Annotated in this window: 20 protein-coding genes, 1 pseudogene and 2 CRISPR repeat arrays (1 of these 23 running past the window's edge); of the genes and pseudogenes, 6 read left to right on the forward strand and 15 right to left on the reverse strand. The window is 43.0% G+C overall.

Features of this window, described 5'->3' with window-relative positions; translation table 11 throughout:
• Positions 1–92: 92 nt before the first annotated feature.
• The gene (locus tag CLI64_RS27770) at positions 93–2,477 is read right to left on the reverse strand and encodes a PAS domain S-box protein (RefSeq protein ID WP_225977442.1); all 2,385 of its coding nucleotides are present in this window, start codon (positions 2,475–2,477) and stop codon (positions 93–95) included.
• Between the two features lie 180 nt (positions 2,478–2,657).
• Positions 2,658–4,640, reverse strand: coding sequence for a caspase family protein (locus CLI64_RS27775; RefSeq protein WP_103140232.1), 1,983 nt, complete (start codon positions 4,638–4,640; stop codon positions 2,658–2,660).
• Between the two features lie 195 nt (positions 4,641–4,835).
• On the opposite strand from CLI64_RS27775, the gene CLI64_RS27780 reads away from it, so the two are divergent.
• Positions 4,836–5,426 carry a hypothetical protein gene (locus CLI64_RS27780; RefSeq protein WP_103140233.1) on the forward strand — a complete coding sequence of 197 codons (591 nt, stop codon included), beginning with the start codon at positions 4,836–4,838 and terminating at the stop codon, positions 5,424–5,426.
• A gap of 168 nt (positions 5,427–5,594) precedes the next feature.
• Here the strand turns inward: CLI64_RS27780 and CLI64_RS27785 are convergent, their stop codons facing one another.
• Together CLI64_RS27785 and CLI64_RS27795 are read right to left on the reverse strand one after the other, a co-directional pair.
• Positions 5,595–5,762: a type II toxin-antitoxin system PemK/MazF family toxin gene (locus CLI64_RS27785; RefSeq protein WP_264082472.1), complete on the reverse strand. Its 168-nt coding sequence runs from the start codon at positions 5,760–5,762 to the stop codon at positions 5,595–5,597.
• 27 nt (positions 5,763–5,789) lie between these two features.
• Positions 5,790–7,120 (reverse strand): annotated as a pseudogene (locus tag CLI64_RS27795) (RNA-guided endonuclease InsQ/TnpB family protein).
• A 71-nt stretch (positions 7,121–7,191) separates the two neighbouring features.
• Here CLI64_RS27795 and CLI64_RS31345 point away from each other — a divergent pair.
• Positions 7,192–7,347, forward strand: a complete 156-nt coding sequence (locus CLI64_RS31345; protein ID WP_192881615.1) for a hypothetical protein — start codon at positions 7,192–7,194, stop codon at positions 7,345–7,347.
• Positions 7,348–7,425: 78 nt separating this feature from the next.
• On the opposite strand, the gene CLI64_RS27800 is transcribed toward CLI64_RS31345, so the two are convergent.
• The 3 genes from CLI64_RS27800 to CLI64_RS27810 form a co-directional block, all read right to left on the reverse strand.
• Positions 7,426–7,593: a type II toxin-antitoxin system PemK/MazF family toxin gene (locus CLI64_RS27800; RefSeq protein WP_103140235.1), complete on the reverse strand. Its 168-nt coding sequence runs from the start codon at positions 7,591–7,593 to the stop codon at positions 7,426–7,428.
• The gene (locus CLI64_RS27805; RefSeq protein WP_103140236.1) at positions 7,580–7,804 is read right to left on the reverse strand and encodes a ribbon-helix-helix domain-containing protein; all 225 of its coding nucleotides are present in this window, start codon (positions 7,802–7,804) and stop codon (positions 7,580–7,582) included. Before CLI64_RS27805 ends, CLI64_RS27800 begins: the two co-directional genes overlap by 14 nt.
• 229 nt (positions 7,805–8,033) lie before the next feature.
• A complete protein-coding gene (locus CLI64_RS27810) occupies positions 8,034–10,562 on the reverse strand; it encodes a mannose-1-phosphate guanyltransferase (protein ID WP_103140237.1) in 2,529 nt (842 codons plus the stop codon).
• 175 nt (positions 10,563–10,737) lie between these two features.
• On the opposite strand from CLI64_RS27810, the gene CLI64_RS31755 reads away from it, so the two are divergent.
• Together CLI64_RS31755 and CLI64_RS27815 are read left to right on the forward strand one after the other, a co-directional pair.
• The gene (locus CLI64_RS31755) at positions 10,738–10,875 is read left to right on the forward strand and encodes a hypothetical protein (RefSeq protein ID WP_225977443.1); all 138 of its coding nucleotides are present in this window, start codon (positions 10,738–10,740) and stop codon (positions 10,873–10,875) included.
• Positions 10,876–11,063: 188 nt separating this feature from the next.
• Positions 11,064–11,255, forward strand: coding sequence for a hypothetical protein (locus CLI64_RS27815; protein ID WP_103140238.1), 192 nt, complete (start codon positions 11,064–11,066; stop codon positions 11,253–11,255).
• A 127-nt stretch (positions 11,256–11,382) separates the two neighbouring features.
• Here CLI64_RS27815 and CLI64_RS27820 read toward each other — a convergent pair whose 3' ends face one another.
• The 5 genes from CLI64_RS27820 to CLI64_RS31760 all read right to left on the reverse strand — a co-directional run bounded on the left by CLI64_RS27820 (position 11,383) and on the right by CLI64_RS31760 (position 16,123).
• The gene (locus tag CLI64_RS27820; protein ID WP_103140239.1) at positions 11,383–11,796 is read right to left on the reverse strand and encodes a hypothetical protein; all 414 of its coding nucleotides are present in this window, start codon (positions 11,794–11,796) and stop codon (positions 11,383–11,385) included.
• A 378-nt stretch (positions 11,797–12,174) separates the two neighbouring features.
• Positions 12,175–12,444, reverse strand: coding sequence for a YciI family protein (locus CLI64_RS27825; RefSeq protein WP_103140240.1), 270 nt, complete (start codon positions 12,442–12,444; stop codon positions 12,175–12,177).
• 72 nt (positions 12,445–12,516) lie between these two features.
• On the reverse strand, positions 12,517–13,089 hold the full coding sequence (locus CLI64_RS27830; RefSeq protein ID WP_103140241.1) for a Uma2 family endonuclease: 573 nt from the start codon (positions 13,087–13,089) through the stop codon (positions 12,517–12,519).
• Positions 13,090–13,332: 243 nt separating this feature from the next.
• On the reverse strand, positions 13,333–15,765 hold the full coding sequence (gene pheT, locus CLI64_RS27835) for a phenylalanine--tRNA ligase subunit beta (protein ID WP_103140242.1): 2,433 nt from the start codon (positions 15,763–15,765) through the stop codon (positions 13,333–13,335).
• A gap of 199 nt (positions 15,766–15,964) precedes the next feature.
• Positions 15,965–16,123 carry a hypothetical protein gene (locus CLI64_RS31760; protein ID WP_225977444.1) on the reverse strand — a complete coding sequence of 53 codons (159 nt, stop codon included), beginning with the start codon at positions 16,121–16,123 and terminating at the stop codon, positions 15,965–15,967.
• A 308-nt stretch (positions 16,124–16,431) separates the two neighbouring features.
• Between CLI64_RS31760 and CLI64_RS31045 the strand changes: the two genes are divergently transcribed.
• Positions 16,432–16,590 carry a hypothetical protein gene (locus CLI64_RS31045; protein ID WP_157943331.1) on the forward strand — a complete coding sequence of 53 codons (159 nt, stop codon included), beginning with the start codon at positions 16,432–16,434 and terminating at the stop codon, positions 16,588–16,590.
• 190 nt (positions 16,591–16,780) lie between these two features.
• A CRISPR array of direct repeats spans positions 16,781–17,252; the repeat unit is 35 nt; unit sequence GTTTCCGTCCCCGTGAAGGGGAATAAATGGAAAAC.
• Positions 17,253–17,652: 400 nt separating this feature from the next.
• Here CLI64_RS31045 and CLI64_RS27845 read toward each other — a convergent pair.
• Positions 17,653–19,704, reverse strand: coding sequence for a serine/threonine-protein kinase (locus CLI64_RS27845; protein WP_103140243.1), 2,052 nt, complete (start codon positions 19,702–19,704; stop codon positions 17,653–17,655).
• Between the two features lie 343 nt (positions 19,705–20,047).
• Here CLI64_RS27845 and CLI64_RS32235 point away from each other — a divergent pair, with 343 nt between their 5' ends.
• Positions 20,048–20,206, forward strand: coding sequence for a hypothetical protein (locus CLI64_RS32235; RefSeq protein WP_374703983.1), 159 nt, complete (start codon positions 20,048–20,050; stop codon positions 20,204–20,206).
• A gap of 448 nt (positions 20,207–20,654) precedes the next feature.
• Here the strand turns inward: CLI64_RS32235 and CLI64_RS27855 are convergent, their stop codons facing one another.
• Both CLI64_RS27855 and CLI64_RS27860 read right to left on the reverse strand, forming a co-directional pair.
• Positions 20,655–22,037, reverse strand: coding sequence for an aldehyde dehydrogenase (locus tag CLI64_RS27855; RefSeq protein WP_264082473.1), 1,383 nt, complete (start codon positions 22,035–22,037; stop codon positions 20,655–20,657).
• A gap of 180 nt (positions 22,038–22,217) precedes the next feature.
• Complete coding sequence (locus CLI64_RS27860) at positions 22,218–23,318, reverse strand: hybrid sensor histidine kinase/response regulator (RefSeq protein WP_103140246.1); 1,101 nt, start codon at positions 23,316–23,318, stop codon at positions 22,218–22,220.
• Between the two features lie 700 nt (positions 23,319–24,018).
• A CRISPR array of direct repeats spans positions 24,019–25,317; the repeat unit is 37 nt; unit sequence GTTAAACACCACCCTTTCCCCGCAAGGGGACGGAAAC; it runs 472 nt beyond the window's last position.

Here is a 25,317-nt window from a genome sequence, read left to right on the forward strand (position 1 = left end):
GTTCACATTTAGAAAAATCGACAGCAAGACCCCCAATTTTATCCATAAAATTGGGGGTCTTTAGCTAATAACTCAAGAGTTTTAATGATTATTTAATTTGCGATCACTGTGGCGATCGCATCAAGCAGTTGTTGTGGTTCGATGGGCTTGGCGAGATAGGCTTGAAAACCAGCCGCCAGGATTTGGCGTTGATTCGCCTCACCAGCATAGGCAGTCAGCGCGATCGCGGGAATATCGCGATTGAATTGAGGTGGCAGTTCGCGAACCTGACGAATGAATTTGTAGCCGTCCATCTCTGGCATTCCAATATCGCTGATCAGTAAATCGAATTGAGCTTGAGTCAGCACTGATAAAGCTTGAGCAGCAGCAGATACTCCCAAAATATCCGCGCCTTCCTGCTCTAGCATAAACTTCACCAGTGCTAGTGAATCTGCTTCATCGTCTACTACGATCACGCGTAACTTCTCTAAATTTAGCCTGGGACTGTTGCGATCATCGGGAGTATGGGGATTTGCCACAGAGGTTAACGGCAACTGCACTGTAAAAGTTGCCCCCTGCCCTTCTCCGACACTAGCAACAGTAATTATGCCCCCATGTGCTTCCACCAGTTGACGCGCGATCGCCAGCCCTAGTCCCAAACCGCCAAAGGTACGAGTGGTAGAACTTTCTTGTTGGCGGAATAATTCAAACACATAAGGTAAAAATTCTGGTTGGATGCCTTTGCCGGTATCACTTACTTGAATTTGTGCGTGGTAAGCAACACGGGTGAGTTGCACCGTGATTTTTCCCCCTCTGGGGGTAAATTTAACTGCATTCGACAATATATTCCAGATTATCTGTTGTAATCTGCCTGCATCCCCCTTCACCTGACCCACTGACGAGTCAAGTAACAGATCAAAGCGAATTGCTTTAGCTTCTGCTGCTAAATGAACGGTTTCTAAAGCCGCCATAATTGGCTCTACTAAATCCAGTGCTACAAAGTTAAGGGAGATTTGACCGCGAATGATGCGAGAAATATCCAGGAGATCATCAATTAGTTGCAACTGTTGTTGAGCATTACGCTCAATCGTACTTAACCCCTGCTGGAGCCTCTCAAAACTGATATTGGGTGATTGCAGTAGCTGTGACCAGCCTAAAATCGGTTGGAGTGGGGTTCGTAGTTCATGGGAGACAACCGCCAGAAATTCATCTTTCATCCGGTTGGCATGTTCTGCGGCTTCTCGCGCCGCTTGCTCTTGTTGGAGTAACCTTTCTCGTTGAGTTTCAATGGCTTTGCGCTCAGTAATATCTTCACAAACGGTATTAATACCAATAACGCGATCGCCATCTTTCAAAGGTAAAAAGCTTTCTAACCAAACACGTTCTACTCCTGGTTGTGCCGGAGTCTCTCCCCGAATTTCCACGTTTAATAAGCCTTCTCCGGTTTCAAAGATGGGGCGTAGCAACTCTTCGGCAGTATCTGCGATGTTAGGTAGCAACTCTCGAATTGTGCGTCCAATGTGTTCTTCTACAGAAAAGCCATTGATTTCTGCCAAACGCTGGTTAATTCTTAAAAAACGCAGGTCGCAATCGATTACATTCAACCCAATGGGGGCAGACTGGTAGATAGTTTCAATTTCAGTTAACTGGCGTTGTAAGGTGGCGCGGCTTTCATATAATTCCGCTTCCAGTCTTTGGCGTGCTGTGATATCCACTGTCATCCCAATCAGTCTAGTTAACTGTCGGTGCTGATTAAATAGCGCACGTCCGCTTTCCTCCAGTGTGATGATTTGACCATCTGGGCGTACAACTCGATAGGTAATTTTGTAAGTGCTGTTTTCTGGTGTCAGTGTCTGTAAGACTGCTGTGAAACGGTCACGATCATCAGTATGGATGCGCTGAAAAAAAACTGCACCTGTTTCCTGTTGGGCTAATGGCAAATTTAAACCCAAAATGTCAGCACAATGAGGCGATCGCTTAACAGCATCGGTGGCTACCTCCCACTCAAAGCTAAACATCCGGGCAATTTCCATTGCCAACTGGTTACGTTCTTCGCTCTCTTGCAGTGACGTATTTGCTTGCTCTAACTGGGCAGTGCGTTGTTCTAGTTCATAGTTGGCGCGTTTTAGGGCGGCTTCTGTCTCTTTTTGCTGAGTTAAGTCACGAGCAACGCAATAGATTACTCCTTTGTCAATTTGCGGTGATGCTGTCCATTCCAACCAGCGATAGTCACCACTAATAGTTCGGTAACGATTCTCAAATTTGCGGGTGAGTGTGCCTGCTTTTAACCTCTCCATTTCTGCCAAGGTGGCAAAGTAGTCATCTGGATGCACGAAGTCTAAAAAAGCACTGCTCAAGAACTCTGTTTGTGAGTGACCAAAGATTTGAGTAAATAGAGGGTTTATCCGCTTAAAGTAGCCATCCCAACCAATGACCGACAGCAGATCAAGCATTCGTTCAAAGAAAAAAGCTGCTTCGCCTAAAGGCAAGTCGTTCACGGGTGAATAAACCGGATATCGTTAATCTATAACGTATTACGGAATTAATATAGCAAATTGATCACAAACCAAACCACATAAGTTAAGCTAACTTAGCATTTATCCTGCTGTGATTGTACCAATTCCAAATTCAAAATCAAGAGAATATTCTTTCTCCCCTACCCCCTGCCTCATATTATTCTAGTTAGAATTCCCTTTCCTAGTGCGCCACTTTTGAATTGCTTCTTGAGCATCTTCATGAATAGGTGTCACTTCTGGAACTAGAGTGGCTGTTTCTATGGCGGCGGGAAAATTGCCTTGTTCAGCACGGGCTTTTGCCAGATCTAAAATCTTTTCACTCCATTGATTAATAGATTTCTTTGCTAACTCATAACCTGGTTGACCTTGGGGAACTCGTTTAGCGACTTCAATGGCGCGGTTGTAGGTGGATGCTTGTCCTGGTTTAATCAGACCACTGGCGGCATCTAATAGAGTGGTGTTAGCGAGATATTGTCTGGCTTCTGTACGCCATTGGGTAATTGCGGCTTGGGCTTGGGGATAAAGGGTTTCGCCTTTGGGGATCAATTGAGCAGCTGCGATCGCATTATTATATTGTCTTTGTTTGGCTCGACCTTCTGCTAAATCCAGGATCATCTGACTCCAAATTTTAATATTCTCCTGTGCTTGGTCATAGAGGGGTTCACCTGGTTTGATTTTCTTAGCTGTAGCAATGGCTAAACTCAATTCGCTAGCTTGGGTTTGTCTGAGGGACTTTTTAGCTAAGTCTAGTAAGGCTTGGTTGCGTTTTTGTGATTCGGAAATCACCGCAATTTGGGCAGTTGATGGATTTTTGGGAGGTTGGGGTCTGGGTTGAGATATTTTGGGAGTAGATGGGGAATTGGCAGCAGTTTTAATTACAGGCAACTCCTGATTAATAGATGTCGAGGCTGCTTCCCTAGCTTGCAAAATTCTCGCTTGATTACGCAGGAGAACTACTGTAATCAAGGTGACGACCAGCATCGTACCGCCGCCCCACATCAAAAATTGTCGCCATAAGGAAGAGTCTGGTTGATTTTCCGGTAGACGAGAGATATAAGGTTGGGGAGTTTCGGGAATAAATCTGCTACCCATTTCTTGATCGGGAGCAGTTTGGGGAACATATTGACTATAACTGTCGAGATTTGGGTCTTGATGCTCATTAAATGTCAAATTCGCTAACGACTGGGATCTATCTTTAATAGCCGTTTGAGCATTTTGAGCATCCACCCACATATTCATCGGGTAAGGATTGACTGATATGTTGGGGGGTGTTTCGTCCAAGGGTGGCGCAGCTATGGCTACAGCAAAACTTTCTTCGGGAAAAATAATTGGTTCTGTGGCGGATGGTTCGATGGTGTTGGGAATGAATGTCGTGGGAATGATGGCGCGAAATTGTAAGGTGTTGGTTGTGGTTTCTACTGGCGGTAAGATGACTGGCGGTTGCGAGGGGATGACAGCCACTGGGTTTTGAGTCGGTCGCCAGTAGTGTTGAGATAACTCTGGAGTGATAATACTGAGGTGTTTTTCTAAATCTGCCAAGCTAATGCCATAGCCGGAACGTAAAGCGGCTAAGAGTGCGGCAGTAAATATACCGTGACCCAGTTCTCGACTTTCTTGGGCAAATTGTTCTGGTTGGCAAGAAATAATTGTGGCGATTTGGAGTTCTGCGGCTAAATCTAAGGTTTCTTTACCGACGGGAGTATCACCAGCCACACCACAAGCGCGGTTGATATCCAGCAGTAACAGGACATTGAGGTTAGCTAGTTGCAGGCTTTGCATGAGCGATCGCACTTCGATGCCCGTTTCGGGGATGCGCTGAGGATCACCATCGACAGGCATGAGGTAATCTCTACCTCCATAGTTGACCCCATAACCGCTAAAAAATAGCCAAATATTGTCTTGGGGTTGCCAGCAGGCTGCCGCTAAATCCTCTAGTAGCAGCAAAATATTTTCTTTCGTCGGATGGGTAGATCGATCACCAATAGGTGGTGATGTATCACTCATCAGCAGACAACGTTGATTTAAAAAACCCGCTTGCTGCACTAAAAAATCTTTTAACGCCTCAGCATCAGCTTGAGCGCAACTTAAAGGTTGAAATAACTGATATTGATTGATGCCTATGGCGATCGCCCAGTAGTTTGCCATCCCGCCCTTTGTAGGTTGTTGTGTGCTTGCCTAAAATTGCGGTTGGCTTTGCTGAAAAAACAAAGCTAACCTATTGCTTATAGTTTTGGTGATTCTTCTGGATTCACCGAATTTATGTAATTAGAATTACATATATGTCAGGAAAAACCCTCAGCTTATTCAAAAGATCGAACTTCACCAGGGAGCTATAAAGTTATGATCAAAATTGGTCTGCACCAACTATCATCGATCATTCCCTTCTCATTTATTAGCCAATTTGACAAAAAAATCCGGACATTTCCCTTAGTATTTTTGCTCTTAGCACCTGTGTCTGTGTGGATAGTCACAGAAACCATCTCACCCCAAATTGCCAGAGCTTACACAGCCAGAGTAGATTTAATTATTGATCGATTACCGGATGAAGGTTACGAAGCCATACTCAGACGCGCCGAAATGACAGCAAGAGCCGCAGCCCAACGCAGCTTTGATAAAGATATTCTCGTAACAGATGTTTCCGTAATCGTCTCCGTACAAAGTTATGGAGCGATCGCCCCGATTTTAACTTTAGGAGTCAGTCGCCAACAATGGCGGACTCGTCCCGATCCCAGACGATGGGCTACCTATTATAAATACGCGCGATCGCTTCTCCGTTTTGACGAATCGACATCATCCAATCCCGCCGCCGCCGTCACCATTCCCCAAGCAGGGGTGAATACTCCCGCCGCCACTCCACCAGCACCACAGACAGCACCTGAAACCCCAAGCAATGCTCCCACACTTCCACCACCAGGAGAGAAGAAGCCGTAAATATACAAGGTTGGGCTGACGTAAGGAAACCCAACACCAATATCCATGTTGATACCAAGTTGCAGTCAAAGATAGTAACCTGGGGTGGGGAGTGTGGGGAGTGTGGGGTGTAGGAATACTATTTCTGAAAGCAACTTAGTGTGAATATACAAGGTTGGGTTTTGTTCTTTAACCCAACCCCAAATGCAATTTCAACGCAGCATTAACCAATATCATGATCTCTTCGTTTAAGCTACCTACTACTTCACCAATAATTCGTTGCTTGGCAATTGTTCGCACTTGCGGTGCTTGTACTTTAGAAGGCTTGATTAAACCACTAACCTCTGGATTCAGCAACACTTCAAAGGGTTGACACTCCCCTGGCTAAAGCCGAGGGGATTCTACCTTCACCCTAGCTACTTGCTCAACCAGGGTTTCCCCAAGTAGAGTAGAGGTTGCTAGTCCAGTAGCGTTACTTTGGGACTGCCCATCCCTAGCGATGCCGCGATTCAGAATATTTTTTGCAGCATTCACATCTCTTTGTAGCTCACATCCACAACTACATTTATGGGTACGAGTTGAAAGGGATTTTTTGACTATTGCACCACAATCACTACATTTTTGAGATGTCATACCAATTCACAATTCGCAATGGACTTCGTCCCGCTTCGCTAACGCAATTCGCAATTAAAAAACTTAGATGTAGCAAGGATTTTAGGGTTTACATCTGTATCAGATTTTTCGTGAAATGGTATCATTCTAGGATTGACAGCAACAAGTTTTGTCTGAAACTTGATTGCAAAATATTCTAACCAACGACGGAACAAGCCCCAGCTAACATCATTAATTGATTTAGCAAGACAGTGATTTTTCACCATGTTCTTCACCCTTAAATCTTCGTAGACGACTAAGGCGTTAACCTTGCATACGTTACGCGCTATTCTCTTAGCGTGTTCACTCCGTTGTCTACTTACTTTTAAGTGCTTCCGAGCATATTTCTGCCTAGCTTTTCGTCGTTTGTTTTTACCTTTCTCCTTTTTGTAAATCTGACGTTGAGCGTGTTTAATTGATTTTTCTGCTTTCCTTAAGAACCTGGGATTGGGTTCATGATATCCATCGGAATCAGAGTAGAAATATTCCAAACCAACATCTAAACCAATCTCACCATCAGCAATTCTGGATTCACTCAATGGTTCAGTTTTAATTGCAAACTGACAATAGTACCCATCTGCTTTTCTGACTAACCGAACCCGCTTAATTGACTTAACTGGGTAAGTGTGAATATCCCACTTACCGAGTAACTTAACTTCACCTATGCCTTTTTTATCAGTGAAGGTAATACGTCGTTTAGTGGGATGTAGTGACCATCCAGAAGTTTTATATTCAACAGAACGATTGTCTCTCTGAAAACGCGGATATCCTTTCTTGCCTTGAACTTTAGATTTGCAATTACCGTAAAATCTATCAATAGCTGACCATGCTCTTTCGGTTGCAGATTGACAAGCCATTGAGTTAAGTTCTTCTACCAATTTAAACTCTTTGCGTAGTGCTGTTGAGTAGTTATTAAGAGCGACTTTATTCATGAGCGCTTCTTTTGGTGCATCCATCCAGTAACGAATAGCTTTATTTCTAATGAACTGCGTAGTTCTAATAGCTTCGTCTATGGATTGATACTGCGACTTTGTACCTTTGATTTTGTACTCTAACACCAGCACTACTTAATCACCCCCTTTAATTGCTTCGTCTTTAGTTATGATATCATGAACAGGTAGCCAATGGGGGACAAATGCAGGCGAAAAGATTAAACGTGAGGCTATCTGACCGCAGGTATCATAAACTAACGTTATTAGCTGCTCAGTTAGATAAAACTATCAGTAGTCTTGTTGATGAGTGGATAGATTCTTTGCCAGAACCTAAAAAACCAAACGTCACTGAAGGCTAAAGCCTTTTAAGTGGTTTTCATCCCCGGTCTGAAGCACGTAATACGCAACTACGTTGCTGTTACTCCGGGGTTTTCAACCTACCCTTTATAAACACGGGTTACGTTTGATGTAAGCGGTAAAATTGTGACTGTAGTGGCAACGCGGTTACTGATATCATTACTGACTATTAAGACGGGACGGAGTTTACCCATTTCCGAACCCAGTGTGAGGCTAAGATCCGCGTAATAAATTTCACCACGTTTCATCTATCAATCCATCTGCTACTGCTATGTCCCAATCGCCACTAACTTCAGCAGACGCGGCTCGATACGCTGCTTCTAGTTCTCGATTTCGCAGTAATTCTAATGCTTCTTCAACGACTTGAGAACGAGATTTACATCCTTTATTCAGCTTGTAATTCTCGATAAACTCCACTAGAGATGGTGGCAAAGAGATGGAGATTTTTTCTACATTCATATTCCTACTATTTAGTAGTAAAAATAATTCATACCAATATAGTAGCTGAGTTTTACCTCATATGCGATCGCACCTTTCCTTCTGGCAACTGGGATACAAACCCCTAAGTTGATTGATAGCCCCATTACCAGAATACGGAGAACAGTAAACAGCGTATGGTGTGAAGACTCACCACACCATACACTGTTAGGACTGATAACTGTTTTAATGAGTTGAGAGTATTAAAGATTCAAACTTCCGCCGGGTGATATTCCTGCTGTCTTTCTACGAAGGTTTGCACCCGTGAACGATAATCTCTCACTGTCTCATCTACCCAATCACGTTCGTTACTGTTAGCATACAGATGTACTAAAGGTTCACTGGCATCTGGTAAAACTAATAGCCAACTATCATCAAAGGGCTGCCGAATTTTCACGCCATCGATGAGTTCAAGGTTTTGGGCGGGGTGAGTTTCCACTAAGTAGCGCATCAATGCACCTTTAGCCGACCAAGGACAGCGTATGGTGTGGGTTTTGTGGATGACGCGGGGTAATTCTGATCTTACCGTGGCTAGCGATCGCTCTTGAATTGTCAGCATTTCGATAATCTTGGCAATGCAGAACATGGAATCAAAGCCTGGATGCAGTTGCGGGAAGATAAAACCAGTGTCACCGCTACCACCCAACACCACATTAGAATTTTTCTGGCAAGCTTCCATTAAGGCTGTCGCATTGGCTTTGGTGCGAATTACCCGGCCATCATGACGACGGGCGACTTGTTCCACTGCACTGGATGAATGCACCGGTACAACTACCGTACCTCTGGGGTTAGAGGTGAGAATCATATCAACCATCAGTGCGGTTAACAGTTCGCCGCGAATGGGGAAACCGGACTCATCAACTAAGATGAGTTGTTCGCCGTTGGCTGATACCTGCACACCAAAGTTAGCTTTTAAGGCTTCCACCACATGACCTAATTGAGTTAATAAAGCCTCTCTATCAGTTGTAGATACAGCATTTTTATTCAAGCTGGCGTTAAGAACTACCGCATCAGCCCCAAATTTGTCTAACATTTGCGGTAAAACAGCCCCAGACACCGCATACACGTAATCAATTACCACCTTAGCCCGACTGTTGCGGAGAGTGGAAACGTGTAGTAGTTTCTCAAAGGCTGTGCAGTAGAGGTCTATAACTTGACTGGGGTAAGCGACATCACCGATTTCATGGCTGAGGGCGCGGCGCATATCTTCTTTAAAGAAAGCCCCTTCGATTTTCTTTTCTTGGGCTTTGGAGATATTAATCCCCTTCCCATCCATGAATTCTATCAGGATGTAGTCTGGGCGATCGGGATGTACTCGCACATGAATGCCCCCGGCAATTTTCATCGTGGGGATGACTGTCCGCGCAATGGGAATGGCTGTAGAATCAAGGTTTTGCACATCTACACCCACTGACATTAACCCCGCAATTAATGACCTAGTAATCATGCGGGAAACGTTGCGTTGGTCACGGGAGACGGCCACTTTAGATTTTGGCTTCAAGGTAGAACCGTAAGCAGCACCCAATTTCACGGCAAATTCTGGGGTGATGTCGATGTTAGCTAATCCTTGTACGCCACGTTGTCCAAATAAGTTACGTTGGGCGGTGCTACCCCAAATCAGGTTAATGTTTAAGATTGCGCCGGATTCAATTTTTTTACTCGGCCAAACTCTGACGCTGGGGCTAATTTGGGCTTCTTCGCCAATGGTGGATAAAGAACCAACCACAGCCGCTTCTAAGACATGGGCGCGACGGTCTACACGGGTTCCACGGGAGATGACACAAGCACTCAATTGGGCTTCGTCACCAATGATTGCGCCATTCCAAATAATGGGACGTTTGAGATTAGCATCTGCACCTATGGTGACATTATCCCCAATGATTGTTCCGGCTTCAATTTGCACTCTCGCACCGATGCGGCAGTTACTTCCTATCATCGCCGGGGTTTCGATATGGGCTGAGGGGTCAATGTAGGTGTTTTGTCCTACCCACAAGCCGGTGGTTTCTTCTTTATAGGCGAAATCTAGTTTGACTTTTTCTTCTAAAGCATCGTATTGTGCTTCCCGATAGGCATCTAGGTGTCCGACATCACACCAGTAGCCTTGGGCGATGTAACCATACATTGGTTCATCTTTAGCTAACAGCAAGGGGAATAAATCTTTAGAAAAGTCGCATTCTGTATGGTCTGGGAGATATTCTAAAACTTCGGGTTCGAGAATATAAGTACCGGTGTTAACGGTATCTGAAAAGATTTCGCTAGTTGAGGGTTTTTCTAAAAAGCGTTTAATTTTACCTTCAGCATCAGTAATTACTACACCAAATTCAATGGGGTTAGGAACTCTGGTTAAGATTAAAGTTGCTTTTGATTGTTTTTGTTTATGAAAGGCGATCGCAGCTGTCAAATCAAAATCTGTGATACTATCACCGCTAATTACTAAAAAAGTTTCATCCAAAAGTTCGGCAATGTTTTTTACGCAACCTGCTGTCCCCAAAGGTTGGTCTTCTTCTACGGCGTAAGTCATTTGTACGCCAAAATCGCTGCCATCCTGAAAATAATCTCGCAAAACATCAGGTAAGTAATGCAGTGTGGCAATCACTTCTGTGATTTGATGTCTTTTGAGTAAATTGATAATATGTTCAGCGATCGGTCGATTGAGAATCGGCACCATCGGTTTTGGTAGATCGCAAGTTAACGGGCGAAGTCGCGTCCCTGAACCGCCTGCCATCAGCACTGCACGCATAAATCCTCCTTAACTTTTTGCAACTATTAGCTGCTTGTAAACCCGTGAGAGTATATTGTGTTTTTATCCAGTTTCCTACAAACACTGATTAAGAAGGAACTTCCGCTAGAGACATCTAGCAGATAATTAAGTATCAGTGTTGTTTGTATAGGGTTGGCGATACTTACGGTAGACTGTGCCTACCCTAGAAAATCAACCTTATGCAACACCCGCTACTACAAGAAATTCCTACTCCTCAGGTTTAATTATGTTAACTACCAGCAGCTTACCAAGCAACCAGGCAGAAGGAAAAAGTAATATAGAAAATCTTTAACACTGTGGCACAAAAGATACAAAGTAAAAGAGAAAATCCAAAAACACAATATTTTGGTCTCTCTATTATGCCCCATACCCCATAACCCAAGCCCAATTCCAACCGTCTTCTCTATTAGAGATAGAATATTTACATAATGTAGTATGTTTTAGCTTGAGTGTAGTCACTAACTAACGGAGTTAATACCCATGCCTAAGTTAATTATTTTGGGTTTAATTGTAATTTATGTAGGTGGTGTCTGGAAGTTTTGGAATGGTTTTACCAGAACTAATTTCAATCAATCTTTTGCTAATCGCATCAGTTTATCTTTGCTATGGCCTGTATTATTTATAGCTAATAAATCTTATCGTAGTAACTTCCGAAAAGCTTTAAAAGGTTAGATTAGCAGGGTGACAACTTTTTACTTTCAGACCCTATCTTCCAAAAGAAAATAGGGTCTGAAAATTGAAATATTCTATTTTAGTTAAGCAAAATCAACAATCAGTTGCAGTGTCGGTTGTAGGGAAATTATCGTCTAGGTCTATTGTTACGCCAGATATGCACTGCTGTACCTGCGGCTGCACCGTTGACAGCATTATTTAGTGGTTTGTTGCATCGACCTCTGCCACCAACTACTACTCCTGTCAATGTACTAGCACCAGCACCAACGGCTATATCTTGGCCAACATTACGACGACGGGGATTATTTCTTAAACCATTAGCACCATTCACCGCCGCACCTGCTGCTGCACCTTTAGCCGCATTTCTGACTACATTACATCCTGTCAACAGTCCGGTGACTGCACCAGCACCAGCACCAACTAGGGTATCTTCTACAATTCTTCTGTCAGCAGCAGCAGGTTGTGCTGGTAGCAAAGTCAGACTAGCTAAACTTGCAGCCATGAAGCTGGGTAAAAATGCACGTTTGAGGTTTTTTTTCATAAGTCTCACCTTGTGGGAACACCTACGCTCAAGGCAAAATCATGCTTTTGCCATTGCAGATGTAATAAATGTTGTTATTCGGAGTATAGACGACTGCGACTATTTTAATGTAGTCACTATATCTCATCATGGCAATTACAAAATAGCAATTTCATCTACTAAAAGCCAGAGTTTTTTAATATTTATTAAAAGAATATTCTTTGATTATTTTAAGCGCGTCCTGGATAACGTATATTTTGCTAGGGTTTGAGCAATACTAAACTCTTAATTCTGTGTTAATTTGACGGTTTAGAGCAGAATCATATTAACAAGTAGACAATAATAAAACTGGCACATAAAAATATGTTTTATGCGCCGACATGATGAGTTGTAGCAGCTTTAAAAAGCTTGAATCCACTCTTTCACTGAGTATTCAGTCCAAATACCATTTTGCCAGTAGGGATCATTTTCAACTAATTGGCGCACAGTGGCTTCGTCTTCAGCTTCGTAGAGAGCAAAAACTTTGGTGACATCTTTGGTAGGGCCAATTGTAATTAGCACACCAGATTCTTTTTGTTTAGCTAAACCCGCTAGATGGGCATCACGGTAAGGTGCGCGTTTTTCGAGAACATCTTCGCAGTAAGAACCCCACATAACATATTTGGGCATGATGACTTTAGATTGATTAACTACCTGTTGTCATCTTATGGGAAAACGGTATTTGTGCGAATAAGCTATTTTTTATGTATTGCTTTTCCTTGGTTTTAGCCAGGCAAAAATCTGTGTCACAGTTAAATTCAATTGTAAAAATTCCGGTACAGGTAATACTTCATCGCCAGTCATTTCTATAGGTTGTTGTCCTGGCAAAAAGACTAACACCAAACGTTCATCTGGATCTATTAACCAGCCTAATTTAGTACCGTGTTTTAAACAGTGGAGAATATTTGTGATTACCTTGGTGGTATTTTGTTCTGGGGAAAGAATTTCAATTGTCCAGTCGGGATAAATTCCAAAGGTATTTTCAATTTCCCCATTCACATCAAAGGGAATTCGTTCCCAAGTAAATACGCTTACATCTGGAACTATCGAACGTCCACCAAACGTGCAGCGTAATTCTGGGAAAGCTAGGGCAATTTCTTGTTCTTCAGTTGCTTGGTTAACCGCGTTACAAAGTTTTAGTTGTAGGCGGGAGTGTTTGCCTTGTGGCATTGGTTTTTGGTAGATACGACCATCTATATATTGACTAGCAGGTTTGGTTTCTGGTAGTTTCAGGAACTCTGCTAATGAGATTGATTTTTGCAGCGTGGTTGACATAGCTGTGTCAATGCCATATTTAGTTGAAATCCTAGCATTTTTCAGTTTTGGATTTTGCGGATGTGCCTATTCTTCTGGGTTGTGCTGCAACGGGCTAAAATTTGGGATGATGAGGAAGGAAAGGGTGATAAGTAACGCTGTGTGCAACTTTTTCTCGAACCTAACCCCCAACCCCTTCCCTACGAGGGAAGGGGAGCAAGAGTCAAAGCTGATCTCTTTGCAGGCTACAAAGAGGGGTTGCTTTTAACTTCTGAGGTTAACGCCAAATTTCTCAACTAAGGCTTCGCGGACTTTGTTGTGAACTGGCTCAACTTCGGTATCGGTGAGGGTACGATCGCTCGCCCGATATACTAGACGAAAGGCTAAACTGCGTTGTCCTTGGGGGACGTTTTCACCACGGTATTCGTCAAACAGTTCTACAGATTCTAGTAAGCCTTTACCAGCTTTGTTAATCGCTTTTTCTAGTTCGGCGACGGAAACTTTCACCGGTGCGAAGAAAGCAATATCGCGATCGCTGGCTGGGTAGGTAGAATAGGCTTTAAATGCGGGGACGAGTATTTCGTCTTGGTCTATCGCATCTAACAGCACGTTTAAGTCTAACTGGAAGAGGTAAACCGATTCTGGTAAACCTTTATCTCTGCGAATTTGGGGATGGAGTTGACCGAAGATACCTAAACTATTACCACGAATCCATAATGAGGCGGTGCGGCCTGGGTGCAGGCGTGCATCACGGCAATCGGGCTGATATTCTACTTGTATGCCTAATTGCTGGAAGACGTTTTCTAAAATTCCCTTGGCTTCAAACCAGGTCATGGGTTGTTCTTTGCCACCTTTTGACCATTTGCCCAGGGTTCTGTCTCCGCCCATGATACCAGCGATCGCATCTTTTTCTAACAGGCCCTCTTCTTCTTGCCAGAAAATTCGCCCAATTTCAAAACCGTTGAGAGAACCGTTACCTTGTTCGAGGTTGTATTGGAATGCGTCGATTAAACCGGAGATTAAATCGGTACGCAAGGCGGAATATTCGGTGAATAGGGGGTTACTTAAAACGATTTGTCGGCTATCTCCTGGTTTAACTAAGGAGTATTGCATTAACTCTGTTAAACCTTCTGCCCGTAAAGTGGCGCGTAACTTGCGGGTTAATTCTTGGTCTACGGGTAAATAACCGGCTTCGGCTTTGTCTGGTAAGGTATCACAGAAGTTATCGTAACCGTAGAGACGGGCGATTTCTTCTATTAAATCAATTTCCCGTTCTAAGTCACGGTAGCGATAGGGGGGAACGGTGACGTTCCAAACTTTTTCGCCTGTGGTTGTGAGTTGACAACCCAAAGCTGTGAGAATTCTTTCTACGTCTTGTGCTGCTAATTCCCCAGTGTCACCTGAAACTACAGGCCCCAACAGTTCATTTACCCTGTCTAACCGTAGGGAAATGGAACGACTCCAGGTAGAGGGGTCAGGACGGGTATCTGCAATTTCTTGGTGGACGATCACACCACCAGTTAATTCTATAATCAGGGACAACGCGCGACGACAAGCCACTTCTAATTCTGCACGGTTGACACCGCGTTCATATCTTCCAGAGGCTTCACTTCTTAAACCGACGCTGCGGGAAGAACGGCGAATGGCGACGGAATCAAATAAAGCTGCTTCTAATACTAGGCTTTGTGTCCCGTCGTGGACTTCTGTTTCTTCGCCACCCATTACCCCTGCTAAAGCTACGGGTTTATTGTTGGCAGTAATTAATAAATTTTGGGTGGTTAAATTGCGAGTTTGTCCGTCTAGGGTTTTGAGAGTTTCGCCAGAGTTAGCAAAACGCACACCTATACTGAGGTTTTCACTAGCACCGACGGATTTTAAACGGTCTTTGTCAAAGGCGTGTAGCGGTTGTCCCCATTCTAGTAATACATAGTTAGTAATATCTACGACATTATTAATGGGACGCACTCCCGCCGCCCGCAGACGTTGTTGTAACCATTCGGGGGAAGGGGCAATTTTCACATTATCAATGACTGTGCCGATGTAAGCCGGACAAGCTTGGGTATCAGCGATTTTTAAACTCAACGCCCCAGGGTTTTGAGATATGGAGATTTCCCCTGGTGCGGGAATGCTTAATTTAGCTGTGGTTAAAGCTGCAACTTCCCGCGCTATCCCCACCATACTCAACGCGTCTGCACGGTTGGCGGTGGCGGTGACATCTAAAATTACGTCATCTAAACCCAATAGTGGACGGACATCACTTCCCAAGGTCATATTTTCTTCAGGGAAAATATGAATTCCATCGACATCGGTGGGTAAACCGAGTTCTTTTAAAGAACAAATCATGCCTTGGGATGGAACACCGCGCAGTTTGGCGGGTTTGATTTTTAAATCGATATTGGGTAAATAAGTTCCTGTCGTCGCTACGGGAACGTAGATATCAGCCCGGACGTTAGCCGCACCACAGACAATATTTAAAGTTTCCGCCGCACCGATATCGACTGTGCAGACACTTAGTTTATCAGCGTTGGGGTGGGGTTGACGCTCAAGCACTCTTCCCACTACAACGCCGTCAGCCCATGTGCTACGGTCTTCAATGTCTTCGACTTCAAACCCTGCCATTGTCAAGGTTTCGGCTAGTTCAGTGTGGCTTAATTTTATCTCTACCAGTTCCCGCAGCCAATTTAGAGAGATTCTCATGGAGTGTGCTTGTTTTCAGACTTTTACTCTAATATTAGGTCGCCTCTGGTGTTTTGAGGTTTTCCCGTTCACCATCGTACTACGTTAGTTATTAGTCAATAGTCATTAGTCATTAGTCATTAGTCATTAGTCAGTAGGGGCGGGTTCAGTAAGAGATTCACTTTGTCAAACAGATATGTTGGTTAAACCCGCCCGTACATTAGTCAAGAATGTGTGGTGGTGCGTTTCTGCGGCGTTCAGCAATTAGTTCATCTGTTAAACTAATACTTTTTTGGATGTGGGCGAAACGGGTTTTTAGTCGCTGTCGGATGTTTTCTGGTTTCTCTAGTATCAGTCGTCCATCTTCTTGTCGCGCCACTAATGTTTCTCTAGGTTCAAAGCCCAGAGATTTCCTCAGAGAAGCGGGAATCAATCATCATCCTTGTGCATCTAAACGAATTCTCGCATGGGTTGGGGTTGGGCTTTCAACCATATCAATCCTCAAATTTGCTCATTTTTTTGATATCTACCGCTTTTTTACGTTTCATGGTGGCATATCGGAGTTGTGGACTGTGAGTTTTTAGATGATGTTTGACATAATTTCTCTTTGCTATTGAATAGTGTTTTTCTTTTGAATGTTTTTGTCCCCTTGCGGGGAAAGGGTGGTGTTTAACAATTGGTGGAGTTATGGAAAATCAACAACAGGAGGGTTTAATGGGTAGGGCAGGGATGTTGGAATCCCCTTCCTCCCGACAAACCGGACAAGCAAGTTACCCTGCATCCGGCTTTAGCAAACCCGAACGCTTACCAAAGACTCAATACCTCGTCTTCAGATTCATCTACTAATCCGACTGAGTGTATCGGAGGATAAAAGCAATTTTGTGTTTGCACAAGCACATCGCCTTGCAGATTTTACGCTTTCCCCTCTAGCTCTGAGACACCGCAGTTACCCGCAATACCCCTTCGGGTAGGTATTGGTTTAGACACTAACCAAGAGTATTTCTCAGATACTCACTCTCATGAGCGACTGATAGTCGCACCCGTGCCCGTGAAGGGGAATAAATGGAAAACTTTACTAATGTCCCTAACTTTTACACGGGGTTAGGCTTGTTTCCGTCCCCGCAAAGGGGAATAAATGGAAAACCTGTTGATCCCGCAGAAGATCCAACCAGGAATTAATTGAAGTTTCCGTCCCCGTGAAGGGGAATAAATGGAAAACTATTACTGGAAGTATTACGGTGTCGCTTTATAAAGGGTTTCCGTCCCCGTGAAGGGGAATCAAATAGAAAACCTCTTGGCACCACTAAAGCATTAGAGTTGATTTTGCAAAGTTTCCGTCCCCGTGAAGGGGAATAAATGGAAAACGTTGGTTCTCTTTTTGCTAACGAAAAAAACTGAAAGGTTTCCGTCCCCGTGAAGGGGAATAAATGGAAAACCGATAAGGCGGCTGACGAATTAACAAAAGATAATTTCGTTTCCGTCCCCGTGAAGGGGAATAAATGGAAAACCCTACCCTTTTAGAATCGTGACTGTGACAGGGTTTGAGATAGTCATTTTAGCGGGGGGTCTAATTTACCTGTCAATAATCATAAATTATTGACAATAAAGCATCTATATACCCTACTCAAACCTTTGCCTAGTAAGCGATTCGCGGGGGTCAACGAAAGAATCAGAGTTTGAGCGATCGCCCTACCACCGCTAAAAATTTGCGTATGAGTTGTTAAAACAAACACTCATCGCTGCTATTGGGAAACATTTTTATGAAATTGTCATGGTTCTGCACTCTTGCCAGAGAGTATAACAGATGACCTAAAGCAGTTAATCACACCAACCATCAACCTGAGATAAATCTTTACTAATTAACCCAAATTAGACCAAAAATCTTACCCAATCCCCAATCCCCAATCCCTACTGATTAACTCGCCAAATCCTAATAGTATTATCTTCACTACCACTGACTAAACTTTGACCATCTGGTGTAAAAGCTACCGATGTCACCGTGTTTTCATGTCCTTCCAGCGTACTAATTTCATCGCCGGTTTCTAAGTTCCAGAGTTTGATAGTTTGGTCACGTCCAGCACTAGCGAGAATTTTACCATCAGGACTAAAGGCAACTGCTGTGACTGTTTCTGTACTGCCTTTGAGGGTGCGGAGTCTTGTACCAGCTTGTAAATTCCACAATTTAATTGTGCGATCGCGGCTAGCACTAGCAAGAATTTTACCATCAGGACTAAAGGCGATCGCTGTGACTGTTTCACCTTTGCCGCCAAAGGTGCGAATCAGCGATTCCTCAGCTAAATTCCAGACTTTAATGGTTTTATCAAAACTACCGCTAGCAATAGTCTCACCATCGGCACTAATCGCTACTGATCTCACCCAAAATCTATGACCTCTGAGTGTAGTGATTAATCTACCACTGTTTAAATTCCAAACTTTGATCGTTTTGTCGTCACTCCCGCTTACCAAAGTTCTACCATCGGGACTGATAGCTAAGGCGTGAATAGCATCGCTATGGGCTGCTATGGCTTTGCTCATCTGATGGGTTTTCAGATTCCAAACTCTGATGGTGTTGTCGTCACTACCACTGACTAAAGTTTTACCATCAGGACTGATTACAACTGCATTGACTGTAGCTGAATGTCCTTTGAGGGTAGCGATTTCTGCACCTGTTGTCAGATTCCACAGTTTAATCGTGCGATCGCCTCCACTACTAGCAATGATTTTACCATCGGGACTCACCGCAACTGAAGACACTGAATTTTTATGTGCTGGGAGGGTATTAGCTAACACCACTTCTTGCGAAATCGGCTTTTGTGGCTGCACTAAAAACGCTTCCCCCGATGGAGAATTTTGCTGGTGGGGCATGAGTTTTGCAGATAAACTGCTATAAATGCGGCGATATTGGTAATACCAAGACTCACTAAACCCAAATAGCAAAATAAAAGCGGATACTAAAACCCCAATGCGAACTAACCCAGACAAAATTGATAAACGCGGTGTTGGTGTTTTATGTACTTGAGTGCTGGGAATTTTTCCTGAAGATTGTCCGGCAGCAGGCAGGGCAAGGGGTTCTTTGGGTGTAATATCTTTGAGGACTTCATCGGCTGTTTGGTAACGGTCTTTGAGGTCTTTTTGCAACAGCTTGTCCAACACAAAATCTAAATCTGGACTGAGGGGACGGTGCAAATATTGTCGCCAATGTGTTACCCAACCATAGCCGTGTTCCATCCACAATTGGAACGGCGAAACTCCAGTTAATAAATGAAAACAAGTAGCCCCTAAAGCAAACAAATCACTGGCAGCATAAGCCTTCCCATCGCGAATTTGTTCTAGGGGTGAGTAACCATGTGAACCGATTGATGTGCCGAAATTCTGTACCTTCGCCGTTAACTGTTTGGAAGAACCAAAATCAATCAAATTTAATCGTCCGTCACTGCGACAACGGATAATATTTTCTGGTTTAATATCACGGTGAATAACACCGCGATCGTGAATAAATTTCAGCACAGGTATGATATCAAGTAAAATCGCTTGAATTTCACCTGGTCTATAGCTTTTGCGTTGCTTTAATTCCTTTAACAAATTCTGTCCATTGATAAACTGCTGCACTAAATACAAACAGTTATCTTGTTCAAAATAAGCCAACAGCGTCGGAATTTGGGGATGTTCCCCTAATTCTTGTAAACGTTTGGCTTCTTGGGCAAATAATTCTACCGCCTTTTTTTGTGACCAAGTTCCTTGAAACTTTGGTGCTAATTGTTTGATGACACAATGTTCATTCAATTTATCAGTATCTTCTGATAGATAAGTTCTACCAAAACCGCCTTCATCCGACAACATTCGGATCACACGAAAGCGATTTCTTAACAATGGTACTAAGGGAGTACCACAACTTTGGCATGACTTTTTACCATCAGAGTTCTGAGGGTTTGGACAGTCTGGATTTAAGCAGCAGATCATGTTCTGATAAGTGCGGCTGCGTGACAAATGGACTTGACTAAAATATCTCCCCGATTTCCTCAAGAATTCAGGGATCTAATTTTCGCGATTGATATGGTAAATCTGGTAAATGCTATGACAAACAGGTAAAAGACAGGAGATAAAAGCACTTTCCTGACTAAATTGATTTCTACCTGATTAGTTATTCCCTCGATTATAGAAGATTCCGTAATAAAAGGGGATTGGGGATTGAGGTCTTTGTGCTGAGTGCAAAATCTGGCTTGATCCCCGCTTAAGCACGCAACTGAAGCTCGTCAGGGATTTTCGGACAAAGCAAGGACAAAGGCACCCATTATGGCTGGTACTGGTGTTGGTGACTATAGTAACAATGAGTGGTTGTGTAGGTTACAGAGGTTTAGGAGATTTCGTCGAACGCCATCACCAATCATTAAGGGACTTCCAATTAAAACAATATACTATCACTTTGAAGGCAAGGGAGCAGGGGGAAAGATGGTTGTTTTGAAACAGAGAAATTGGATAATTTATTTTCTGGAAGTTCCTAATGAATCCTAAGAGTTGTTTTTGATAACGCATGACTGTAAAAGGCTAAAAATAATAATGTGTTATGCGTTTAAGGTTGTATCGCAATACCTCTCGGTTAAGGAATTGGGAGTGACTTTTACTCACGAAGTTATCATGGTTTTAAGCGTGTAACCTGCTCCAATTTTGACAGGATTAGGGCTTAACCGAAAAGTATTGGATTGTATCGTGGTTAGCGATCGCAAATCAAGTAAAAGCAATATTTTGTTGCTTATGATGTTCTAAGCAATATTAGGGGTGTGGGGAGAAGTTATAGATTTTGTGGAAGCGATAAACGCACCGATAGTAACCTGAAAAAATTCCCCCTTCCCTACAAGGGAAGGGGGTTAGGGGGTTAGGTTAAACCTAAATTTCTCTAACTAACGCACCGACTACTTAATAATTCGCTTGAGTAAAGATAATTTATCTTTGTATGGTGCGTATCGCCAGTTTAAGTCTAACCAGAAGGAATTTTTTAAAACACTTTTGTAATGTGAGAAAGTGTCGAAACTGGTTTTACCGTGATAACTACCAATACCACTATCACCAACACCACCAAAGGGTAATGATGAAACACCGACTTGCATAATGGTGTCATTTAGACAGACACCACCGGATGAGGTTTCCTGCAAAATGCGTGTTTGCAATTGCTTGTTTTGGGAAAATAGGTATAAAGCCAGGGGTTTTGGTCGAGAATTGATGAGAGCGATCGCTTCTGTAATGTCTGTGTATTCTAAGATGGGTAAAATCGGCCCAAATATCTCCTCTTGCATCACAGGAGCATCCAGAGAGACATGATCAATTAATGTGGGTGAGATATATAATTGCTCAGGATTGGTATCACCACCCAGGATGATTTCACCGTGATTGAGTAACTGCGTCAATCGTTCAAAATGTCTTTTGTTAATAATTCTGCCATAATCGGGACTGTTTTCTGGGCGATCGCCATAAAATTCTTTGATGTTTTTTTGCAAAGCTGCAATTAAATCCTGCTTGATTTGGCGATTTACTAACAGATAATCAGGAGCAATACAAGTCTGTCCACAATTGAGAAATTTACCCCAAACAATTCTTTTGGCTGTATATTCAAGATTAATTTCAGTATCGACAATGCAGGGACTTTTGCCACCTAATTCTAAAGTCACCGGAGTAAGATGTTTTGCGGCTGCTGCCATGACAATTTTACCGATGGCTGTACCGCCAGTAAATAAGATGTGATCAAACTTTTCTTGGAGTAATTCCTGACTAGTTTCTACACCACCTTCTACTATGGTGATAAACTCTGGGGGAAAATATTTACTAACTAATTGCGCTAATAAATTAGATGTGTGCGGCGCAAGTTCTGAAGGTTTAACAATAGCACAATTACCAGCCGCGATCGCACCTACTAAGGGAGAAATAACTAATTGAAAAGGATAGTTCCAAGGGCCGATAATTAACAGATTTCCCAGGGGTTCTGGATAGATTTTAGCGGAGTAAGGAAAAAATTCCGAAGGTACATCTGCCTTTTTAGGTTTAGCCCAACTTTTGAGATGTTTGATAGCATAGCTAATTTCTTTAACTGCACTAATTTCTGTAGCGTAGACTTCAAACTCTGGTTTGTGTAAATCGGCTTTTAAAGCCTTGATAATTAATGGTTGCTCATTGGTAACTAATTCCTTGAGCTTTTTTAATTGTTCTAGGCGAAAATCGATATCTTTAGTTTTACCAGTTTGGAAGAAATTTCTCTGTTTTTGTAAAATTTCTGGAATGTTAGATTTTGCAACTGTAATCATTGTTTCCTCACAGATAATTTTATTTAGTGCTGAGTGGAAAGTGCTGAGTTGTGAGTTTTGAGTTGTGAGTTTGTGAGTTTTGGGCTTTGAATTTTAGGTTTTGAGTATAATTTTTCTTACTCAGCACTCATCATCGGCTAAACGCCGCGCTACCGCTAACAGCACTCATCACTTCATCACTCATCCCTTCGCTAAAGAGACAATAAACACACTACCTTTTCCTAATTCAGAATTGACAACTATATTACCGTGATGGGCTTCGACGATGCGCCGGGAAAGATATAACCCCAAACCACTACCGGAAATTTTGTGACTACCTTGGCGGAATCTTTCAAAGAGTGTGGCTTGTTCTGTGGGTGAAATTCCCCTTCCGGTGTCTGCTATCTCTATATTTATATATTTACTGTCATAGGGAGAAGATTTCAGGCGGATAGTCACTGAACCAGACTCAGTAAACTTGATGGCGTTACCGATGAGGTTGGTAAATAGACGATGTAATTCCAAGCGATCGCCTGTCACGGTGGTAGAATTTTCTGTATCATCAAACTCTAGATGGATGCTTAAATTTTTGGCTTGGGCTAGAGTTGTGAGTTCCCCCGCTACTTCTTGGAGTAATTGACTTAATTTCACTGGTTGAAACGCCAAGGTTTTTCGCCCAGCTTCAAAGCGATAAACTTCTAATAAAGTATTCACCATCGATAGCAAATTACTATTGCTACGCCCCATAATGACAATCGCTTCTTGCATTTGTGGTGATAATGTACCAAGCGCGCCTTGTTCAAATAGCGTCAACATTCTGTCAGCTGCTACTAGGGGAGTGCGTAAATCATGGGTGAGACGAGAGACAAAATCCTCTCGCTGACGGGCGATTTCATCCCGTTCATCCATACTATGCTTTAACCGTAACAGCGATCGCACTCTGGCTAATAATTCATCCACCGTCACAGGTTTGCGGATAAAATCATCAGCACCCAAATCTAATCCTTGGGCTACATTCGGTGCATCATGGGCGGTAATTAAGAGTATGGGGATATATTGCTGTAATTGCATTTCCCCACGAATGCGCCTAGTGACTTCATAACCATCTATTCCTGGCATCATTAAATCTAGCAGTACCAAGTCACAAGGAGATGCTTGCAGTTGTGCTAGTGCGGAATAACCGTTTTCTGCTGTAGCGATGGTATAGCCTTCTTCCTCCAAAATGGTTTTAATGAGAAACACATTATCAGGAGAGTCATCGACTACTAAAATTTTGCCAGAGCGCGAAGTATGTGAACTCATGAGACACCGAGATAAATCAATTCAAAATTCAAAATTCAAAATTCAAAATTAAAGACGGACACCCGAAAGGGTTTCCCGACTTGAAATAACTGGCGTTGGGTATTCTAAATACCTTCTCTACAAGCTGACTTTTCACGGGATCTGGAAAACCCCTCCTACAAGGAGAGAGGCTTTAATTTTCCCCTTTCCCTATTAGGGAAGGGGGTTAGGGGTTAGGTTTTACGTTAACTTTTCCACATAACATGAAAAGTCAGCTCTATAAAAGGCTACGCCAAGGGAAACAAGGGATTTTGAACAAAGTACGGTTTTGAACCTAACTTTTTCCTATAACAATAGGGTTTGGCTCAAGGTGAATTGTTTGTTTTTGTAACGAAAACTGTTGTTTTTTGGTGTGCTGTCAATTTTGAAAATAGCTTATTGATAAGCTTTTGGGAGTATGTTACGCAATGTAAAGTTGAATTGAAATTTATCGCTGCAAGTTATTACAAGATTTTAAGAGTAATTTGCAAAAATTAGCAGCTAATATAGGTTTTTAGTCTTGACTCCTTAGCATTTTTCCGTTAGATTGTCCATGTTGCTAATTTTTGAGAAAAAATTATCTGCAATTCAGTAATTATTTTTTTGATACATCGCCGTTTTCCGTACTCCGGCGCAACCGAACCTTGAAAACTAAATATATCAATAGTTTCCACAGGGTAGGGTTAAACACCACCCTTTCCCCGCAAGGGGACGGAAACCATCAAAGCACTTGTGGCCATTAGGTACGTTATAAGAATCTTGGGGAAGTTAAACACCACCCTTTCCCCGCAAGGGGACGGAAACTGAGTATCGTTCTTCCATGCTTGGATGTAGTTACTAGGGTTAAACACCACCCTTTCCCCGCAAGGGGACGGAAACGGCACTAGCCCGATCATCATCAAACTTCAGAGATTTTAGGGTAGTTAAACACCACCCTTTCCCCGCAAGGGGACGGAAACTTACCGTCTAAGATTACTTTATCGCCTGCTGTAAACATAGGTCAGTTAAACACCACCCTTTCCCCGCAAGGGGACGGAAACAACCCTTAAAAGAAAAATAGACAATAATCCCCTAGAGTTCTGTTAAACACCACCCTTTCCCCGCAAGGGGACGGAAACTTGATAACGGTCTCTTGTTCAAAAATATTCATATATAGGTTAAACACCACCCTTTCCCCGCAAGGGGACGGAAACCAGTATCAAGGGAAATTTGAATAAGTAAACCTAGACAAAATCTAAGTTAAACACCACCCTTTCCCCGCAAGGGGACGGAAACCTTAAATACAAAAATGTACAAATAGAATTAAAAGTAGGTTAAACACCACCCTTTCCCCGCAAGGGGACGGAAACTACAGCACTATCTTTAAGATTAGGAGAGGTAGCTGAACAGGCTATTCAGGTTAAACACCACCCTTTCCCCGCAAGGGGACGGAAACAGGCGTTGGCTTTACTATTGGACACCAACGGTTCGGCTAACGTGTTAAACACCACCCTTTCCCCGCAAGGGGACGGAAACACATATCATCTCTTGTTTTACAAAAACTTTGGAAAGGTTAAACACCACCCTTTCCCCGCAAGGGGACGGAAACCTATGGGGTCTAGTGTGTTGTCTCTACCATAGTTGTTAAACACCACCCTTTCCCCGCAAGGGGACGGAAACTATAGTTTTCAAAAAGTAGATGACTTAATTTGGTATGTAAATGAGTTAAACACCACCCTTTCCCCGCAAGGGGACGGAAACCTCATATCTTTTGTAGCAGTCATACAATAGTTTTCCGTTAAACACCACCCTTTCCCCGCAAGGGGACGGAAACTCCGAAACCGTGGTCTTCAAGCACACAACAAGTTAACGGTTAAACACCACCCTTTCCCCGCAAGGGGACGGAAACTCTGAATGTACTCAGAAGACAACCTGAGGTTATTAGTGTAGTGGATGGGTTAAACACCACCCTTTCCCCGCAAGGGGACGGAAACTACTTGTA

The sequence above is a fragment of the Nostoc sp. CENA543 genome (assembly GCF_002896875.1).
Lineage (GTDB): Bacteria > Cyanobacteriota > Cyanobacteriia > Cyanobacteriales > Nostocaceae > Trichormus.

What these genes read in the sequence shown, in the direction of transcription:
- CLI64_RS27815 (WP_103140238.1), top strand. Translation starts at nt 11,064, where the DNA reads ATGCCTAAGTTAATTATTTTGGGTTTAATTGTAATTTATGTAGGTGGT.
- CLI64_RS27775 (WP_103140232.1), bottom strand. Translation starts at nt 4,640, where the DNA reads ATGGCAAACTACTGGGCGATCGCCATAGGCATCAATCAATATCAGTTA.
- CLI64_RS27800 (WP_103140235.1), bottom strand. Translation starts at nt 7,593, where the DNA reads ATGAAACGTGGTGAAATTTATTACGCGGATCTTAGCCTCACACTGGGT.
- CLI64_RS27780 (WP_103140233.1), top strand. Translation starts at nt 4,836, where the DNA reads ATGATCAAAATTGGTCTGCACCAACTATCATCGATCATTCCCTTCTCA.
- CLI64_RS27825 (WP_103140240.1), bottom strand. Translation starts at nt 12,444, where the DNA reads ATGCCCAAATATGTTATGTGGGGTTCTTACTGCGAAGATGTTCTCGAA.
- CLI64_RS27810 (WP_103140237.1), bottom strand. Translation starts at nt 10,562, where the DNA reads ATGCGTGCAGTGCTGATGGCAGGCGGTTCAGGGACGCGACTTCGCCCG.
- CLI64_RS31045 (WP_157943331.1), top strand. Translation starts at nt 16,432, where the DNA reads ATGGAAAATCAACAACAGGAGGGTTTAATGGGTAGGGCAGGGATGTTG.
- CLI64_RS27820 (WP_103140239.1), bottom strand. Translation starts at nt 11,796, where the DNA reads ATGAAAAAAAACCTCAAACGTGCATTTTTACCCAGCTTCATGGCTGCA.
- CLI64_RS27830 (WP_103140241.1), bottom strand. Translation starts at nt 13,089, where the DNA reads ATGTCAACCACGCTGCAAAAATCAATCTCATTAGCAGAGTTCCTGAAA.
- pheT (WP_103140242.1), bottom strand. Translation starts at nt 15,765, where the DNA reads ATGAGAATCTCTCTAAATTGGCTGCGGGAACTGGTAGAGATAAAATTA.
- CLI64_RS27805 (WP_103140236.1), bottom strand. Translation starts at nt 7,804, where the DNA reads ATGAATGTAGAAAAAATCTCCATCTCTTTGCCACCATCTCTAGTGGAG.
- CLI64_RS27845 (WP_103140243.1), bottom strand. Translation starts at nt 19,704, where the DNA reads ATGATCTGCTGCTTAAATCCAGACTGTCCAAACCCTCAGAACTCTGAT.
- CLI64_RS27855 (WP_264082473.1), bottom strand. Translation starts at nt 22,037, where the DNA reads ATGATTACAGTTGCAAAATCTAACATTCCAGAAATTTTACAAAAACAG.
- CLI64_RS27860 (WP_103140246.1), bottom strand. Translation starts at nt 23,318, where the DNA reads ATGAGTTCACATACTTCGCGCTCTGGCAAAATTTTAGTAGTCGATGAC.
- CLI64_RS31345 (WP_192881615.1), top strand. Translation starts at nt 7,192, where the DNA reads ATGCAGGCGAAAAGATTAAACGTGAGGCTATCTGACCGCAGGTATCAT.